The 17,106-nt window shown below is 72.6% G+C and carries 13 protein-coding genes; 5 read left to right on the top strand and 8 right to left on the bottom strand.

Translation table 11 applies throughout. The features are described 5' to 3' along the window. Positions 1–40 precede the first annotated feature (40 nt). Positions 41–1,729 carry a hypothetical protein gene (locus AOK15_RS06280; protein ID WP_055513635.1) on the bottom strand — a complete coding sequence of 563 codons (1,689 nt, stop codon included), beginning with the start codon at positions 1,727–1,729 and terminating at the stop codon, positions 41–43. Between the two features lie 195 nt (positions 1,730–1,924). Continuing rightward, a complete protein-coding gene (locus AOK15_RS06275) occupies positions 1,925–2,197 on the bottom strand; it encodes a helix-turn-helix domain-containing protein (RefSeq protein WP_055513633.1) in 273 nt (90 codons plus the stop codon). Positions 2,198–2,270: 73 nt separating this feature from the next. Between AOK15_RS06275 and map the strand changes: the two genes are divergently transcribed. Both map and AOK15_RS06265 read left to right on the top strand, forming a co-directional pair. Beyond that, positions 2,271–3,038 carry a type I methionyl aminopeptidase gene (gene map / locus AOK15_RS06270; protein WP_055513632.1) on the top strand — a complete coding sequence of 256 codons (768 nt, stop codon included), beginning with the start codon at positions 2,271–2,273 and terminating at the stop codon, positions 3,036–3,038. A 281-nt stretch (positions 3,039–3,319) separates the two neighbouring features. After that, a complete protein-coding gene (locus AOK15_RS06265; protein ID WP_055513630.1) occupies positions 3,320–5,890 on the top strand; it encodes an ATP-dependent Clp protease ATP-binding subunit in 2,571 nt (856 codons plus the stop codon). Between the two features lie 5 nt (positions 5,891–5,895). On the opposite strand, the gene ggt is transcribed toward AOK15_RS06265, so the two are convergent. Further along, entirely contained in the window at positions 5,896–7,704 is a 1,809-nt protein-coding gene (ggt, locus tag AOK15_RS06260) for a gamma-glutamyltransferase (RefSeq protein ID WP_055513628.1), read from the bottom strand. A 217-nt stretch (positions 7,705–7,921) separates the two neighbouring features. Here ggt and AOK15_RS06255 point away from each other — a divergent pair, with 217 nt between their 5' ends. Beyond that, positions 7,922–8,677, top strand: coding sequence for a hypothetical protein (locus AOK15_RS06255; protein WP_055513626.1), 756 nt, complete (start codon positions 7,922–7,924; stop codon positions 8,675–8,677). Positions 8,678–8,806: 129 nt separating this feature from the next. After that, positions 8,807–10,399 (top strand): CocE/NonD family hydrolase, encoded by a 1,593-nt coding sequence (locus tag AOK15_RS06250; RefSeq protein ID WP_055513624.1) that lies wholly within the window; start codon positions 8,807–8,809, stop codon positions 10,397–10,399. A 157-nt stretch (positions 10,400–10,556) separates the two neighbouring features. Here the strand turns inward: AOK15_RS06250 and AOK15_RS06245 are convergent, their stop codons facing one another. Both AOK15_RS06245 and AOK15_RS06240 read right to left on the bottom strand, forming a co-directional pair. After that, the gene (locus AOK15_RS06245) at positions 10,557–11,300 is read right to left on the bottom strand and encodes an amino acid ABC transporter ATP-binding protein (RefSeq protein ID WP_055513694.1); all 744 of its coding nucleotides are present in this window, start codon (positions 11,298–11,300) and stop codon (positions 10,557–10,559) included. 214 nt (positions 11,301–11,514) lie between these two features. Beyond that, on the bottom strand, positions 11,515–11,979 hold the full coding sequence (locus tag AOK15_RS06240; RefSeq protein WP_055513622.1) for a DUF6278 family protein: 465 nt from the start codon (positions 11,977–11,979) through the stop codon (positions 11,515–11,517). Between the two features lie 165 nt (positions 11,980–12,144). Between AOK15_RS06240 and AOK15_RS06235 the strand changes: the two genes are divergently transcribed. Further along, positions 12,145–13,905: an SGNH/GDSL hydrolase family protein gene (locus AOK15_RS06235; protein WP_055513620.1), complete on the top strand. Its 1,761-nt coding sequence runs from the start codon at positions 12,145–12,147 to the stop codon at positions 13,903–13,905. Between the two features lie 181 nt (positions 13,906–14,086). Here the strand turns inward: AOK15_RS06235 and AOK15_RS06230 are convergent, their stop codons facing one another. The 3 genes from AOK15_RS06230 to pcaDC form a co-directional block, all read right to left on the bottom strand. Then, complete coding sequence (locus AOK15_RS06230; protein ID WP_055513618.1) at positions 14,087–14,869, bottom strand: exodeoxyribonuclease III; 783 nt, start codon at positions 14,867–14,869, stop codon at positions 14,087–14,089. A gap of 61 nt (positions 14,870–14,930) precedes the next feature. Then, a complete protein-coding gene (locus tag AOK15_RS06225) occupies positions 14,931–15,566 on the bottom strand; it encodes an MBL fold metallo-hydrolase (protein ID WP_055513692.1) in 636 nt (211 codons plus the stop codon). 97 nt (positions 15,567–15,663) lie between these two features. Further along, positions 15,664–16,965: a bifunctional 3-oxoadipate enol-lactonase/4-carboxymuconolactone decarboxylase PcaDC gene (pcaDC, locus tag AOK15_RS06220; RefSeq protein ID WP_055513616.1), complete on the bottom strand. Its 1,302-nt coding sequence runs from the start codon at positions 16,963–16,965 to the stop codon at positions 15,664–15,666. Positions 16,966–17,106: the final 141 nt, after the last annotated feature.

Here is a 17,106-nt window from a genome sequence, read left to right as displayed (position 1 = left end):
CGTCCGCGCGCGGACGGGCCGCGGCGGCCCCCGGTGGACGTCAGGCGAGTCCGGCGACGCGCAGGGCGTGTGCCACGTCCCGGTGGCGGTCCTCCGACACGGCACGGGCCGCTTCCACGACCATACGGGTCAGCCGCTGCGGGTGCGCCTCCGCGACGCGCGCCGCCTCCTCGGGCGTACGGATGCGTACATACGCGTCGAGCAGCGCACGCGCCTGCCGCTCGCGCCCTTCCTCGGTGAGGCCGAGCACCGCCTCGCCGATCTCCTCGGCGGGCCGCGCGACGCCCTGCCGCAGCATCTGCTCCCCGTCGGTGCCGCGCCCCACTGCGTTCAGGGCGTCGACGACGGCGACCAGCCGGTCCACGGGCAGCGAGGCGGCCTCCCACAGCAGGGTCGCCCAGTCGGCGTCCAGTCCTGCCCGGTGCATGTCGGCCGCGAGCAGCGGGAAACGGGCGGCGTGCCAGTGGGCGACCTCCACGAGGAGGGCGTGCGCCTCCCCGCTGCGCCCCTCCTTGCGCAGCCTCAGCAGCCGCTCGACGGTCCCGGTGACCTCCCGCCGCGCCTCGCCGTCCAGGGCCTGCCGGGTCGGCTGCTCCGTCCCCTGCGGCGGTGCGGCCTCCTCGGCGACCCCGGCGTAGCGAGCGCCCCGGCGGGCACGTGCCTGGGGCGCGGCCGGCTGCGCGGGCGCGCTCTCGGGCACGACGACGGGTGCCTCCTCCGCCTCCACGGCACCGGCGAAGCGGGCCCCACCCCGAGGACGCCGCTTGGCCCGCTTCTTGGAGGTCACCGCCTCGGCCTCCGGTGCGGCGGCCTCGGGCACGGCGGCCTCGGGCGCGGGGGCTTGGGCGTCGGGCGCGCCCGCGTGAACGCCGCGCACGCCCGCGTGGGGCGTGTGGGCGTCGTACGCGACCTCATAGCCCTGGCCCTGGACCTGGACCTGAGTCCGGGCCTCGCGGCCGACCGTGTGGGCGTCGTACCCGGCTCCGGGGGCCGCGTAGGGGTCGTACGCACGGCGGTCGTCCGTCCGGTCCGTCCGGTCCGCCGGCATGCCGCCGCGCGGGCCTGCCGGGGCCGTGCCCTCCGGGTCCGCGTACGTACGGCCGGTCGGGCCGCCGGGTGTCGCGGCCTGCGGCCCGCGCCCTTCCGCCTCCGGTGTCCGGGCAACGTCACCGGCGGGGTTGTCCGGGAAGCGCGTCGCGCCCCGCACAGGCAGGTGCGGGGCGCGACGGTCGAAATTCTCCATCCGGGCGCGCAGTTCGGCGCAGCGGGCGGTGGCCCGTTCGTGGTCGTCATGGGCCCAGGCCAGGTCGAGACGGAGGGACTCGGCCTCCTCCCGGCTGGTGGCGGTACGGAGCCGGCGGTTGAGTTCGGCGGTGCGCTCGGCGGCGTACCGCTGCTCGCGGAGCATGACGTCGAACCGGTCGCCGAGGGCGTCCCGGCCGCCGGGCCGGGCGTCGTACGCGGCGAGCGAGGCGCCGTGCAGGACGCGGGCCCGCTCGGTCTCCTGGGCGGCGGCCGCGGGACCGTACGCGGTGTGCAGGTCGTGCATGAGCGCTTCGACGACGTCCCACGGCGGCACCTCCAGGCCGTCGAGGCAGGCCCGCATGCCGTCCGGGTCGCGCCGCCAGAAGACGGCGCACCAACCGCCGCCCTGGTCGAGCTTCGTCATCAGCTTGTTCAGGTAACCCGCGAACTCCCGAACCTCGCCCGGGAGTTGATCCACAGCCATCACATGCTCCCCGGCAGACTGGAGTGCCCCGGTCCGCCAGAAAACACCAGCCGTGTTACAGGAAGGCTACGCGGAGTTTTCGGACCGGACGCAGTGTGCTGTGCGCGCCCGCCCGGCGGCTGTGCGTAAGGGATTCAGGCCACGCGACGAACGACTCCGGCCAGGCGCCCGTACGGCGGGCGCCCCTCGGCCGGCTCAGGCCACCGCCGCCGGCGGCGCGGCCTCCACCGGTGCGCAGCGCCCGGCGAGTTCGTCCATGGACAGGCCGAGCGCGCGGGCCAGGGCGGCGATCGTGAAGAAGGCCGGGGTGGGGGCACGGCCAGTCTCGATCTTGCGGAGCGTCTCCGCGGAGATGCCCGCGACGGCGGCGATCTCCGCCATGCTGCGACCGCCGCGGGCCTCCCGCAGCAACCGGCCGAGCCGCTCGCCACGTTCGCGCTCTTCGGGGGTCAGAGGGGTGCGCACCATGCACCCATTCTAATACCGACGCCCACCGAGGAACCGGTATTAGAATTGGAAGTCGACCGGTATAGTAATTGGCATGGTGGAACTGAAGACGGACGCGTCCATCGACGCGATGTACGAGGCCGGGCAGGTCGTGGGGCGTGCGCTCAGCGCGGTGCGGAAGGCCGCCGACGTGGGCGTGTCCCTGCTCGAACTGGACGAGGTGGCACGGGAGGTGCTGCGCGAGGCGGGCGCCACGTCGCCGTTCCTCGGCTACCGGCCCTCGTTCGCGCCGACCCCGTTCCCGGCGGTGATCTGCGCCTCGGTGAACGACGCGATCGTGCACGGCATCCCGACCTCCTACCGGCTCCGGGACGGCGACCTCGTCTCCATCGACTGCGGCGCCCACCTGGGCGGCTGGGCCGGGGACTCGGCGATCAGCTTCGTCGTGGGCGAGCCGCGCCCGGCCGACCTGCGGCTGATCGAGACCGCGGAGCGGGCGCTGGAGGCGGGCATCGAGGCCGCCGTCGTCGGCAACCGCCTCGGCGACATCGCCCACGCCATCGGCACCGTGTGCCGTGCCGCCGGGTACGGCGTCCCCGACGGCTTCGGCGGCCACGGCATCGGCCGCCACATGCACGAGGACCCCTCCGTCCCGAACGAGGGCCGACCGGGGCGGGGGCTGCCGCTGCGGCACGGCCTGGTGCTCGCGATCGAGCCGATGCTCACCGGAGGCGGCAAGGACGGCTACCACGCGGCCCCGGACGGCTGGACCCTGCGCACGGACGACGGTTCCCGCGCGGCCCATGTGGAACACACGGTGGCCGTCACGGACGCGGGGCCGAGGGTACTGACCGCACGGTAGAGCGCCGCGGGCCCACCGACGCGGTTCCGGGTGCGGGTGAGTGGGGGTTGTTCGCGCAGTTCCCCGCACCCCTGAAAAGCGACCGGGCTGCGCCCGTGCTTTTCATATCCCGTGCTTTTCATATGAAGGGCGGGCCGCTGAAGGGCGGGCCGCAGGCCCGTCCCTTCAGGGGCGCGGGGAACTGCGCGAGCAACCACAACAAACCCGCACCCGACCCACGCACCCCCACCCCGACGACGCCCCCGGGTGTAGCCGCGCAGCGACAGGGCACTCGCGTGCCAATGAACAGCGGATTCCCGGGGCCCGAGGGCTACGGTCCGGACCCCTTCAGTGAGTTCTTCGCACGCTTCTTCGGCGGGCCCCGCCCCCAACGCATCGAGATCGGGCGGCTGATGAGCGGCCAGGCCCGGCAGTTGGTGGCGGACGCGGCGGCGTACGCGGCGCAGCACGGCAGCAGCGACCTGGACACCCAGCATCTGCTGCGCGCCGCGCTCACCGCCGAGCCGACCCGGAGTCTGGTGGCCCGCGCGGGCGCCGATCCGGACGCGCTCGCCGGGGAGATCGACGAGCGGTCGGGCCCGGCCCGGCACAAACCCGGCCAGGGGCCGGCGCCCGCGTCGCTCGCCCTGACACCGGCGGTCAAACGGGCCCTGCTGGACGCCCATGAGCTGGCCCGTGCCGCCGGCTCCGGATACATCGGCCCCGAACACGTCCTGAGCGCCCTCGCCGGGAACCCGGACTCGGCCGCCGGGCACATCCTGAACGCCGCGCGTCTGTCGGCCGCGTCGCTGCCGCCCGAGGCGTCCGAGCCACCGCCGAACGGCACCCAGCCCGGACTGCCCCGCCCCCTGTACCCGCAGTCGGAGCTGCCGCGCCGCGCGGCCACGCCGACCCTCGACAAGTACGGGCGCGATCTGACCGAGCAGGCGCGCCAGGGCCGTATCGACCCGGTGATCGGCAGGGACGAGGAGATCGAGCAGACCGTCGAGGTGCTGTCGCGGCGGGGCAAGAACAACCCGGTCCTCATCGGCGAGGCGGGCGTCGGCAAGACCGCGATCGTGGAAGGGCTGGCGCAGCGCATCGCCGAGGGCGACGTGCCCGATGTGCTGGCCGGGCGCCGCGTGGTCGCCCTGGACCTGTCCGGGGTGGTCGCCGGTACCCGCTACCGGGGCGACTTCGAGGAGCGCCTGACCACCATCGTCGACGAGATACGGACGCACTCCGAGGAACTGGTCGTCTTCATCGACGAGCTGCACACCGTCGTGGGCGCCGGTTCCGGCGAGAGCGGCGCGATGGACGCGGGCAACATCCTCAAACCGGCGCTGGCGCGCGGCGAGCTGAACATCGTGGGCGCGACGACGCTGGAGGAGTACCGCAGGATCGAGAAGGACGCGGCGCTGGCCCGCCGGTTCCAGCCGGTGCTGGTCTCCGAGCCGTCCGCCGCCGACGCGTTGGAGATCCTTCGCGGGCTGCGCGACCGGTACGAGGCCCACCACCAGGTCCGCTACACCGACGAGGCGCTGGCGGCGGCCGTGGACCTGTCCGACCGGTATCTCACCGACCGGCGGCTGCCCGACAAGGCCATCGACCTGATGGACCAGGCGGGCGCCCGGGTGCGGCTGCGGTCCCGCACGAAGGGGACGGATCTACGGGCTTTGGAGCGGGAGATCGAGCAGTCGACCCGTGACAAGGACCAGGCGGTCGCGGGTGAGCAGTACGAGCAGGCGACGCGGTTGCGGGACCGGATCGCCGAGTTGAACGAGCGGCTCGCCGAGGGCCGTGAGGGCGACCGGGCCGACGACGGGCAGAGCCTGGGGATCACCGCCGAGGACATCGCCGAGGTGGTGTCCCGGCGGACCGGCATCCCCGTCAGCAGCCTCACCCAGGAGGAGAAGGAACGGCTGCTGGGGCTGGAGGAGCATCTGCACCAGCGGGTCGTGGGGCAGGACGAGGCGGTGGGGGTGGTCGCCGACGCGGTGCTGCGCTCGCGCGCAGGGCTGGCCAGCCCCGACCGGCCCATCGGCAGCTTCCTCTTCCTCGGCCCGACGGGCGTCGGCAAGACGGAGCTGGCCCGCGCGCTGGCGGAGGCACTCTTCGGCAGCGAGGACCGGATGGTCCGCCTCGACATGAGCGAGTACCAGGAGCGGCACACGGTCAGCCGGCTGGTGGGCGCGCCGCCCGGTTATGTGGGCCACGAGGAGGCCGGGCAGCTCACCGAAACCGTGCGGCGGCACCCGTACGCGCTGCTGTTGCTGGACGAGGTGGAGAAGGCCCACCCGGACGTGTTCAACATCCTGCTCCAGGTGCTCGACGACGGCAGGCTCACCGACGCCCAGGGCCGCACGGTCGACTTCACCCACACGGTGATCGTCATGACGAGCAATCTGGGCTCGGACGCGATCACGCGCCGCGGGGCCGGGCCGGGCTTCAGGGCGGGTGGCGCCGAGGCGGCCGAGGAGGAGCGGCGCGAGCGGATCCTCAGGCCGCTGCGGGAGCACTTCCGGCCCGAGTTCCTCAACCGCGTCGACGAGATCGTCGTCTTCCGGCAGCTCACCGCGGAACAACTACGCCGCATCACCGACCTGTTGCTCGAACGGACCCGGCAGCGGCTGCACGCGCGGGGCATCGGCATCGAGTTCACCGAGCAGGCCGTCGACTGGCTCGCCCGCCACGGCCTCCAGCCCGAGTACGGGGCCCGGCCGCTGCGCCGCACGATCCAGCGGGAGGTCGACAACCCCCTGTCCCGGCTGCTCCTCGACAGCCGTCTGCCGTCCGGCAGCCGGGTGCGGGTGGAGACGGAGGACGGGCGGCTCGCCTTCCGTACGACGACGCCGCCCGCTCCGGGGGGATGAGACGCCTAGCGCGTCGGGCGCACCACCATGGCCGAGCCGCCGCCGCGACGTACCGTCTCGGCGGCGGCCAGCCACTTGCCGCCCGGCAGTCGCTGGACACCGGCGACCGCGCCGATCTCGGGGTTCTGCCGGAAGGCGTGCCCGATGGCTTCGAGCTGTCCCTTCAGGGGGCTGTTCCACAGGCCCGGTTCGAGTTCGGTGGTGGTCTGGTTGCGCTGGCTGGCGCGGGGCGCGGCGATGGCGTCGACCAGCGGCAGGCCGCGGTCGAGGAAGCCGGTGAGGGTCTGGAGCACGGTGGTGATGATGGTCGCGCCGCCGGGCGAGCCGAGCGCCACGACGGGCCTGCCGTGCTTGTCGAGCACGATTGTCGGTGACATGGACGAGCGCGGCCGCTTGCCCGGGCCCGGCAGGTTCGGGTCGTGCACGGCCGGGTTGGCGGGGGTGAAGGAGAAGTCCGTCAGCTCGTTGTTGAGCAGGAAGCCACGGCCGGGCACGGTGATGCCGCTGCCGCCGGTCTGCTCGATGGTGAGGGTGTAGGAGACGACGTTGCCCCACCTGTCGGCGACGGTGAGATGGGTCGTGCTGTCGCCCTCGTACGTGGTGGGCGCGGCCGTTCCGCCCGTGGGGCAGGCCGCCGGGTGGCGCGGGTCGCCGGGGGCGACGGGGCTGGTGAGCACCGCGTCGTCCTTGATCAGGCAGCCGCGGGAGTCGGCGAACCGCTGCGACAGCAGTCCCTTCGTCGGTACGTCCTCGAAGGCGGGGTCGCCCACCCAGCGGCCCCGGTCGGCGAACGACACCCGGCTCGCCTCGATGAGGCGGTGCAGGTACTGGACGTCGCTCGCCTTCGACAGGTCGGTCCGCTCCAGGATGTTGAGCGCCTCGGCGACGGTGGTGCCGCCGGAGGAGGAGGGGGCCATGCCGTACACGTCGAGTCCGCGGTAGGACGCCTTGGTGGGCGCCTGGTTCTTGGTGCGGTAGGCGGCGAGGTCGGCGGTGGTCAGGTCGCCGGGGCGGGCGTTGTAGCCCGAAGCGGGGTCGACGGGCGGTTTGTTGACGGTGGCGACGATGTCCCGGGCGATGTCGCCCTTGTAGAGCGCCCCGACGCCCTCGCGGCCCAACTCGGCGTAGGTGCGGGCCAGATCGGGGTTCTTCAGCGTGGAGCCGACCACGGGCAGCTGTCCGCCGGGCAGATAGAGGTCGGCCGTGGCGGGGAAGGTGCGGAACCGGGTCTCGTTGGCGGCGGTCTGGGCGCGGAAGGTGGCGTCGACGGTGAAGCCGTCGCGGGCGAGTCTCTCGGCGGGCCTGAGCAGCTTGGCGAGCGGCTTGCTGCCCCAGTTGCGCAGCGCGGTCCGCCAGGTGGCGGGCGTGCCCGGCGTGCCGACGCTCAGTCCGCTCGTCACCGCCTCGGCGAACGGGATGGGTGTGCCGTTCTCCAGGAAGAGGCTCTCGTCGGCGCTGAGCGGCGCCCTCTCACGGCCGTCGACGGTGTGCACCCTGCGGCTCGCGGCGTCGTAGTAGACGAAGTAGCCGCCTCCGCCGATGCCCGCCGAGTACGGCTCGGTGACGCCGAGTGCGGCGGCGGTCGCGACGGCCGCGTCCACGGCGTTGCCGCCCTTCCTGAGGACCTCGATCCCGGCGGCCGAGGCGTCCGGGTCGACGCTCGCGACGGCACCGCCGTAGCCGACGGCGACCGGCACCTTCTCGACGGGGTCCGTCGCGGCGCGAGTCGGCGGCGCCGCCGCCCCCACCGACACCACGGCGGACACCGCCGCAAGAACCGTCAGTTTCCGCGCGACAGGGCGACGCAGACGCATCCGTACCTCCAGTCAACGACCGTTCGCGCAGACTAACGTGGCCGCCGTCCCGCCGTCAGCGGCGTCTCGGCCAACTGGCCGCCGACTCGTTCCCCCGCGACGGGACGTCGTACGGAGGGATCCGTACAGGTGGCCGAGCGGGCGGCGGGTCGAGTCGGCCGAGGAATCGGACAGGGATTCGGACAGTGTTCCGTCGCGCCCGCTACCATGCGCGGCCATGAATGACGACGTGCGCAATATCGTCCTCGGCGTGATCGCGGCGGGCATCAGTGCCTCGCTGGGCTGGTTCGTCCGGACCTACCTGTGGAAGCGCAGGCTCCGCCGCAAGCAGGCGTTCTTCGGGCTGCCCGAGAACTCCGAGTCGCTGCTGGTGGTCAACCGCGATCCGTCCAGCGCGGACATGGCGGTGCACCGCTTCGACGTGTTCGCGTTGCTGGAGCTGTCCGCCCTGATCAAGGACTGCGGTGCGCACGCCCAGATGATCACGCAGGACGCGGCCCAGCAGGGCTTCGGCGAACGCACCGAGTTCTGTGTGGGCGGGCCCGTCTCCAACCGCCGGATGGCCGCGCACATCGGGGCCATGCTGCCCGGCATACGCTTCAACACCGATCCCGAGCCCGGCCCCGACCGGGCGGCCTTCCACATCGGCGACGACACCTACCGGCTGGAGCCCGGGGTCACCGAGCACGTCCTGCTGGCCCGGCTCACCACCGGCCAGCCCCACCAGGCCCGACCGGTCTTCCTGTTCTGCGGCCAGCGGGCCATCACCAACCAGGCGGCCACCCGTTACCTCGCCCGCCACCATGAGCGGCTCCACCGCAAGTACGGCACCGGCAACTTCGTCCTGCTGCTGAAGGTCGTCAACTCCCAGGCGTACGGCCCCGATGTCGTCGAACTGGTCGCGGACGTCACCCGCGCCGCACAGACCCCGCCGGCGGCGCTCCCGGCCAAGGCGACGCACCGGGCCTCGTAGGCCGGGCCCCTCAGACCGACGCGTTCACGCCAACTGTTACCGTCACGTAACTTACCGAGGAGTTACCTCTGGTAAGCCACGGCGGTTACCGTCGGGTCACTTTGCACTGACACGAGTGAGGAGCGACCCGTGAGACACCCGCACGGCACGACATCGCGCACGGCCAGGGCCCTGCGCACGACGACCGTGGGGGCCGTGTCGGCCACCCTGGTCGCCGGTACGGCCCTCGCACTCGCCCCCGCCGCCCAGGCGGCCTCGGTGGACTCCCCCACCACCCGCTTCGTCGACATCACGGGCGCCGACGGCACGGTCCTCAAGGCCAATGTCGTCGCCCCCGCCGACGCCTCCCGCGCCTACCCGCTGCTCGTGCTCCCCACGAGCTGGGGGCTGCCGCAGGTCGAGTACCTGGCCCAGGCGCAGCAGCTCGCCAAGTCCGGTTATGTCGTGGTCAGTTACAACGTTCGGGGCTTCTGGGAGTCCGGCGGGTACATAGAAGTCGCCGGGCCACCGGACATAACCGACGCCTCCCGGGTCATCGACTGGGCGCTCGCCCACACCCCGGCCGACGCCCACCGCGTGGGCATGGCGGGGCTGTCGTACGGCGCGGGCATCAGCCTGCTCACCGCCGCGCACGACAAGCGGGTCAAGGCGGTCGCCGCGCTCAGCGGCTGGGCCGACCTCATCGACTCCATCTACTCCGGGCGCACCCAGCACCTCCAGGCGGCCGGTCTGCTGGACGGCGCCGGCCGGATCACGGGGCGCCGGAGTCCCGAGCTCCAGGAGATCTTCAAGAACTTCTACGCGTCCAACCTGACCAAGGAACAGGACATGATCGAGTGGGGGAAGAAACGTTCCCCCGAGACTTATGTGGACGCCCTCAACACCAACGGCACGGCCGTCATGCTCGCCAACGGCTGGGGCGACTCGATCTTCCCGCCCAACCAGTACGCCGACTTCTACGAGAAGCTCACCGGCCCCAAGCGCCTGGAACTGCGGCCCGGCGACCACGCCACCACCGAGCTGACGGGCCTGTTCGGGCTGCCCAACGACGTGTGGACGGACACCCGGCGCTGGTTCGACCACCATCTGCGGGGCCAGGCCAACGGCATCGACGACGAGCAGCCCGTACAGCTCAAGTCCCGTACCGGCGGCGCCTTCGAGGGCTATCCGGACTGGAAGTCGGTCACCGCCACCCGCAAGAAGATCGCCCTCGCGAGTGGCACCACGATCCACGCGAACGTCGACTCGGGCGCGAACGGCGGGGTCGTCTTCCTGTCCAGCGTGCTCGACCAGGTCGCCCAACTGCCGCCCGTGGCCTCGATCCCGCTGCTGCCGCGCCGCTGGGCGGCCGTGTGGCAGTCGGAGAAGTACCGGACCGCACAACGGGTGCGGGGCACCGCCGAGCTGCACACCACGGTGACGGCCACCAAGGAGAGCGGCACCCTCGTCGCCTATCTGTACGACGTGGGCCCGCTCGGCCTCGGCAAGCTGGTCAGCCACGCGCCGTACACCTTCCACGGCGAGACGCCCGGCAAGCCGTTCGGCGTGGACCTGGAGTTGTTCTCCACGGCCTACGACGTTCCGGCGGGCCACCGTCTCGCCCTGGTCGTCGACACGGTCGACCCGCTCTACATCGAGCACAACCCGTCCGGCGCGCAGCTGACCTTCTCCTCGCCGCCGAACGACCCGTCGTACGTGTCGATCCCGCTGCGCGAGCAGTGATCTCCGGCTGCCGCCGGGCGGGCCTGGCCCCTGGCTACTGCGCGCCTGGCAGCAGCATCCCCTTGTGCGACCGGGATGGAGTCCTCGGCCTCGGTAACCCCCAAGTGGAGGAACCGCTCATCGTAGTCGAGGCCCGCGCCCGGTCCAGCGGCGGCGGTCAGTGCTTGAGGATCTTGGAGAGGAAGTCCTTGGCGCGGTCGCTGTTCGGATTCGTGAAGAACTCGTCGGGCGTGCGGTCCTCGACGATGCGCCCGTCGGACATGAAGACGACACGATTGGCGGCGGAACGGGCGAAGCCCATCTCGTGGGTGACGACCACCATGGTCATCCCCTCGCGCGCCAACTGCTGCATGACTTCGAGGACTTCGTTGATCATCTCGGGGTCGAGGGCGGAGGTGGGCTCGTCGAAGAGCATGACTTTCGGTTCCATAGCCAGCGCCCGCGCGATCGCCACGCGCTGCTGCTGGCCTCCCGAGAGCTGTGCCGGGTACTTCGGCGCCTGATCGGCCAGGCCGACCCGGTCGAGGAGGGCGCGGGAGCGCTGGTCGGCGTCCTCCTTCTTCCTTTTCCGCACCTTGACCTGACCGAGCGACACGTTCTGCAGGACTGTCTTGTGCGCGAAGAGGTTGAAGGACTGGAAGACCATGCCGACGTCCGCGCGGAGCGCCGCCAGGGCCTTGCCCTCCGCGGGCAGCGGCTGCCCGTCGAGCAGGATCTCCCCGGAGTGGATGGCCTCCAGCCGGTTGATGGCCCGGCAGAGCGTCGACTTCCCCGACCCCGAGGGGCCGATGACCACGACCACCTCGCCCCGACCGACGGTGAGCTCGATGTCCTGGAGGACGTGCAGCTCCCCGAAGTACTTGTTCACACCATGCAGTTCGATCAGCGGATCGACAGCCATGCCCTGCCCGCCCTGTTCGCTCTCGGCCGTGTCGTGTCGCAGGTGCCGCAAACTATCCGCACGCGAGGTGGCTCCATACGCGACACGCACCCTCGGGGATTAGCCGTATTGTCAGGCACGGGCCGGGACCGGCCCCGCCACCGCGATGCCGTGCTGCCCTGCCGCCCGGATGCCCGCCGCCCAGATGCCCTCCGCCCGGATGTACCTGGGGCGCTCACCCCTCCGCGATCTCGGCGTACAGCTGTGACAGCTCGGGTGCGCCGCTGTCGGCCCACTCGTGTCCGGCCTCGACCACATGGATCTCCCGTCCGGAGGCCAGCCGCACCACGGGTTGCCCGCCTGGCCAGATTTCCCAACGGGCGCCCGGAACGGTGCGGACGACGACGGTACCCAGGTAGAGCCCGGCGTCGTTGCCCAGCCAGGTGGCGGTCTCCTCGTCGTCGCGCCAGCGCGGCACCAGTTGGTCGAGCGCCTCCAACGAGTCGGCCGAGTCGTCGAGTTCGACCCCTGCCTGCTGGGCCTGCGCGCGCAGCAGCTCGCATTCGGAGAGGAGTTCGACGATGCGCTCGTGGCGCTCCTGACCGTTGTCGTCCCCTTCGTCCTCGCCGGCGGATATCACCGCGACTCCCAGGGCGTGCCCGTGCTTCTTGCGCCAGTTGCCCAGGAACGGGATGTTCATGCGGTCAGCGTGTCATTCGCACCGGCCTTCGCACCACAGGCGCGCGGAAATCGCCTGTTCGCCCGGAGTTCGCGCCCGGTTCGCGCCTGCCTCATTGACGGGTCCCTGACGCCTCTTTAGTTTCGTGGCGCATCCGTCGTCATCTGGAAAACGGGAGGGTCGCGCGTGCGCCTACGCGTCTGGGGAACGGCTGTCGTACTGGGCCTGTTGGCGGGGGTCGCCCCCGTCGCCTCGGCCCGTGCCGCCATCGGCGGGGCGGGCGAACCGGTCCCGCTTGCACGGCTGTTCGACAACCGGGCGGTCAGTGACGACGCCCGGCCCGGTGAGGCCGACTTCGACGGCTCGGGCGGTTCGCTCTCGGCACGGGACCTGACGGCGGCGGGCTGGACTCCAGGCGCTGCGCTGACCGTCCAGGGCGCCCGCCTGAGCTGGCCGGACCGCGCCCCGGGCGAGACGGACAACGTACGGGCCGACGGCCAGTCCGTCCGGGTACGGGGCCGGGGCGACGCCCTCGCCTTCCTGGTCGCCGCGACGGGCGGCGCCGACGCGAGCGGCACCGGGACGGTCCGCTACACCGGCGGCGCCCGCTCCTCGTACCGGCTGACCGCCCCCGACTGGCGCACCGGCCCGCTCGCCACCAAGGCCGTCGCCCTCCCCCACATCAACACGTCCGGCGGTCAACTCGCCGAGAAGGCACGGCTGTACGTCGTCACCGTGCCCCTGGTGCGGGGCAGGCAGGTGGCTTCCGTGACGCTGCCGCGCGACCGGGACCTGCATGTGTTCGCCCTGTCGGTGCGGCCCGAGTCACGGGGTTGGACCGGCAGTTGGGCGGCCTCCACCTCGGGCTACACCGCCGTCGGCCCCTGGACCGACCGCACCCTTCGGCTGGTCGTGCACACCTCGGCGGGTGGGCCGCGGGTGCGGATCCGGCTCGACAACACGTTCGCGTCGGCGCCCGTGCGGGTCGGCAGCGCGACGGTGGCCCTGCGGGCGGAGGGGGCCGCCGCCCTCGGGGCTCCGGTACCGCTGGCGTTCGGGGGCCGGGCGGGCACCGAGATCCCGGCGGGCGCGCAGGCGTTCAGCGATCCGCTGGGGTTCGAGGTGCCGCCGGACACGGATCTGCTGGTCAGCTTCCATCTGCCCGGCACGGTGCCGGCCGCGCCCGTGCACCGGCTGGCCCAGCAGACCTCGTACGTCAGCGACCCGGGCGATCACGCGGGCGACGGCTCGGCGGCGCCCTACACGTCGACGATCACGACCTGGCCGCTGCTGACGGGCGTCGACGTGGGGGGCGGGCCGGGGTCGGTCGTCCTTCTCGGCGACTCGATCACCGACGGGGAGCGGACGACGGTGGGCGCGAACCGCCGCTGGCCGGACGTCCTGGCGGACCGGCTGCGCCAGCAGGGCGAGGTCCCCCGCTACGGGGTCCTCAACCAGGGGATCTCCGCGAACCGGGTGGTCACCGACCGCTATCCGGGCGACGGTGTCTCCACCGACACGGGCGGGGTCAGCGCCCTCCACCGCCTCGACCATGATGTCCTCGCCCAGACGTCCGCCCGTACCGCCGTGGTCTTCCAGGGCGTCAACGACGTCCGCTGGGGCGGCACCGCGGACCAGGTCGTCGACGGGCTGCGGGAGATCGCCGACCGGGGCCGCGCACGCGGTCTGCGGATGCTGGTGGCGACGATCGCGCCGTGCGAGGGCGAGGCCCGCTGCACGGCGGCCGCCGACGCCCACCGGGTCGCCGTCAACGAGTGGATCCGCGGCAGCGACGCGTTCGACGGGGTGCTGGACTTCGACCGGGTGCTGCGCGATCCCGACCGGCCGGCCCGGATGCTTCCCGCGTACGACAGCGGGGACCATCTGCATCCGGGCGAGGCGGGGCTCGCCGCGCTGGCCGAGTCGGTGGATCTGCGGCTGCTCTGAGCCGCGGCCCGCGGGGCCGCTACACGTCTAGGGCCCTTCTGACGGATCTCCGTGGGAAAAGGAGCGGCGTCCGGTGCGTGCTCTCGGCGTGCCGGACGAAGGTCCTCGTAGCGGAGCTACTTGGGCCTTTGGCCGGTGCGGCGAGAGTGCGTGCCGGACGCCGCGACGCCGCGGAGGTCCATCAGAAGGGCCCTAGGTCCACGACCACCGGCGCGTGGTCCGAGGCGCCCTTGCCCTTGCGTTCCTCGCGGTCCACGTACGCGTCCTTCACGGCCTTCCCGAACGATTCGTTGCCGTAGACCAGGTCGATGCGCATGCCGCGGTTCTTGGGGAAGCACAGCTGGCGGTAGTCCCAGTACGTGAAGGGGTGCTCGTACTTGAGGGGGCGCGGGACGATGTCGGAGAGGCCGGCCTCGCGGAGGGAGGCGAGGGCGGCGCGCTCGGCGGGGGTGACATGGGTGGCGCCCTCGAAGGCGGCGACGTCGAACACGTCGTCGTCCGTGGGGGCCACGTTGTAGTCGCCCATGACGGCGAAGGGGCGGCTGCCTGCGGCGTCACCGGCGACGGCGGCCTTGAGAGCCTCGAACCACTGGAGCTTGTACGCGTAGTGCGGGTGGTCGACCTCGCGGCCGTTGGGCACGTACACCGACCAGACGCGGATCGGGCCGCAGGTGGCGGAGATCGCGCGGGGTTCCACGGCGCCGTCGTAGCCGGGGTCGCCGGGCAGGCCCTTGACGACGTCCTCCAGGCCGACGCGGGAGATCACCGCCACGCCGTTCCACCGGCCGGTGGCGTGCACCGCGGCCTCGTAGCCCCTCTCGCGCAGCGCGTCGGAGGGGAAGGCGTCCTCGGCGATCTTGGCCTCCTGGAGGCACAGCACGTCCGTGCCGCTGGTCTCCAGCCAGGCGAGGAGCCGCGGGAGGCGGGCGGTGATCGAGTTCACGTTCCAGGTGGCGATACGCATGCCCCACAACTTACCGGGCGGGTCCGACAACGCCGTCCCGCCCGGTCCCCGCCCCGGGGCCCTACAGGTCCGCCGAGGTCCCGGGGGCGAGGCGGAGGTGCTCGGCGCCGCCCAGGGCACCGATCTGGCGGTCGTAGATCGGGCGGGCCAGGTCGGTGAGCAGGGCGTCGTGGATGTCGTAGGCGCGGTGCGGCTTGACCTCGCGGACGTAGTCGATGACCTCGGAGATCTTGCTCCAGGGTGCCATCACGGGGAGCATCAGCGTCTCCACGGCGTGGTCGGGGACGGTCAGGGCGTCGCCGGGGTGGAAGACCCGGCCGCCGTCGACGAGGTAGCCGACGTTGGTGATGCGCGGGATGTCCGGGTGGATGACGGCGTGCAGCTCGCCGTGCACCTGGATGTCGAAGCCCGCGGCGGTGAACGTGTCGCCGTGGCCGACGGTGTGCACCCGGCCGGGGAACGCGGCGGAGATCTTCTCGGCGACGGAGCGCAGGGTCCAGATCTCGGCGGCCGGGTTGCCCTCCAGGGCCGCGCGCAGCCGTCCCTCGTCGAAGTGGTCGGGGTGCTCGTGCGTGACCAGGACCGCGTCCGCGCCGACCGCCGCGTCCTCCTCGCTGAACCCGCCGGGGTCGATGACGAGCGTGCGTCCGCCCTTCTCCAGACGGACGCAGGCGTGCGACTTCTTCGTGAGCTTCATGGTCATGACTCCATCCTGCCCCCGCGGGACGCCCGACGGCCCGCTCGCCGGTGTTTCACGGGTGAGGTCACTGGCCTGTGCGGGCCTGCGGCCGGGGTCATTCCTCGGGGGTGGTCTCCTCTCGGATGATCTGCTGGGCGACCCTGAAGGCGCTGTTCGCGGCGGGGACGCCGCAGTAGACGGCGGCCTGGAGGAGGACTTCCTTGATCTCGTTCGGGGTGAGCCCGTTGCGGAGGGCGGCCCGGGTGTGGAAGGCGAGTTCGTCGAGGTGTCCACCGGCGACGAGGGCGGTGAGCGTGACGCAGCTGCGGGAGCGGCGGTCGAGACCCGGCCGGTCCCAGATCTCGCCCCACGCGTAGCGGGTGATGAACTCCTGGAAGTCCCCGGAGAACTCGTCCGCCGTGGCCAGCGCCCGGTCGACGTGCGCGTCGCCGAGCACCTCGCGGCGGACCTTGAGCCCGGCGTCGTAGGGGTCCGGTCTGCCGAGCGCCTCCGGCTGGACGGCGGCCGGGGCGATCTCGGCGACGGGGCCGCTCTGCTGCGGCACGGCGACCGCGAGGGCCGGCTTGGCGGGCGCCGCCGGGATGGCGATCTGACCGGTGGTCGAGTCGTAGGCCGGCTGCCAGGCCGTCGAGAAGTGCCGCACGAGGAGGTCGGTGACCGCGGCGGGCTGCTCGACGGGTACCAGGTGCGAGGCGCTGGGGACGACGGCGAGCCGGGCGTCCGGGATGCCCGCGACGAGCGTACGGGCCTCGGCGGGCCCGGTGACCTGGTCGTCGGAGCCGACGAGGACCAGGGTGGGGACCCCGATACGGCCCAGTTCGGCGCGGACGTCGAACGAGGCGAGGGCCTCGCAGGCGGCGATGTAGCAGCCGGGGTCGGTGGTGCGGACCATCTGCACGGCCCACTCGGTGATCGCGGGCTGCGCCGCCGCGAACCCGGCGGTGAACCAGCGGTCCGGGGAGGTACGCGCGATCGGGTCGAGGCCGTTCGTCCGTACGATCACGCCGCGCTGGCGGAACTCGTCGGCCGTGCCGAAGCGCGGCGACGCGGCGATCAGCGCGAGGGAGGCGAGGCGGTCGGGGTGGCGCAGCGCGAGCTCCGCGCCGATGGCGCCGCCGAGCGCGCAGCCCGCGTAGCCGAAGCGCTGCACACCGACCGCGTCCAGCGTGGCCAGCAGCCGGGCGGCCAGCTCGGAGACCGAACCGCCGGGGTAGGCGGGCGCACCGCCGTGGCCCGGCAGGTCGAACCGGAAGACCCGCCATTGCTTGGTCAGTTCGGGGATCTGCCTGTCCCACATGTGCCACGTCGTACCGAGCGAGGGCCCGAGGATGAGGACCGGGGCGTCGTCCGGCCCGTCGAAGCGGTACTGGAGGGCAGGGGTCGTCGTCTCACTCACCGCTACACGCTAACGTCCCGCCCTCGGTGCTCTGTCCCGGGGACCGGAATCCGCCCGTGCGGCTCCCGAACATCGACGGGCAACTTCCACACGGTCTTCACCGAAGCGCAGGTCACGCCGCGGGCGCGGGAACGGGGCGCC

This window comes from Streptomyces ossamyceticus (assembly GCF_001418475.1).
GTDB classification, from domain to species: domain Bacteria; phylum Actinomycetota; class Actinomycetes; order Streptomycetales; family Streptomycetaceae; genus Streptomyces; species Streptomyces ossamyceticus.
This window is presented reverse-complemented; position numbering and strand designations above follow the sequence as displayed.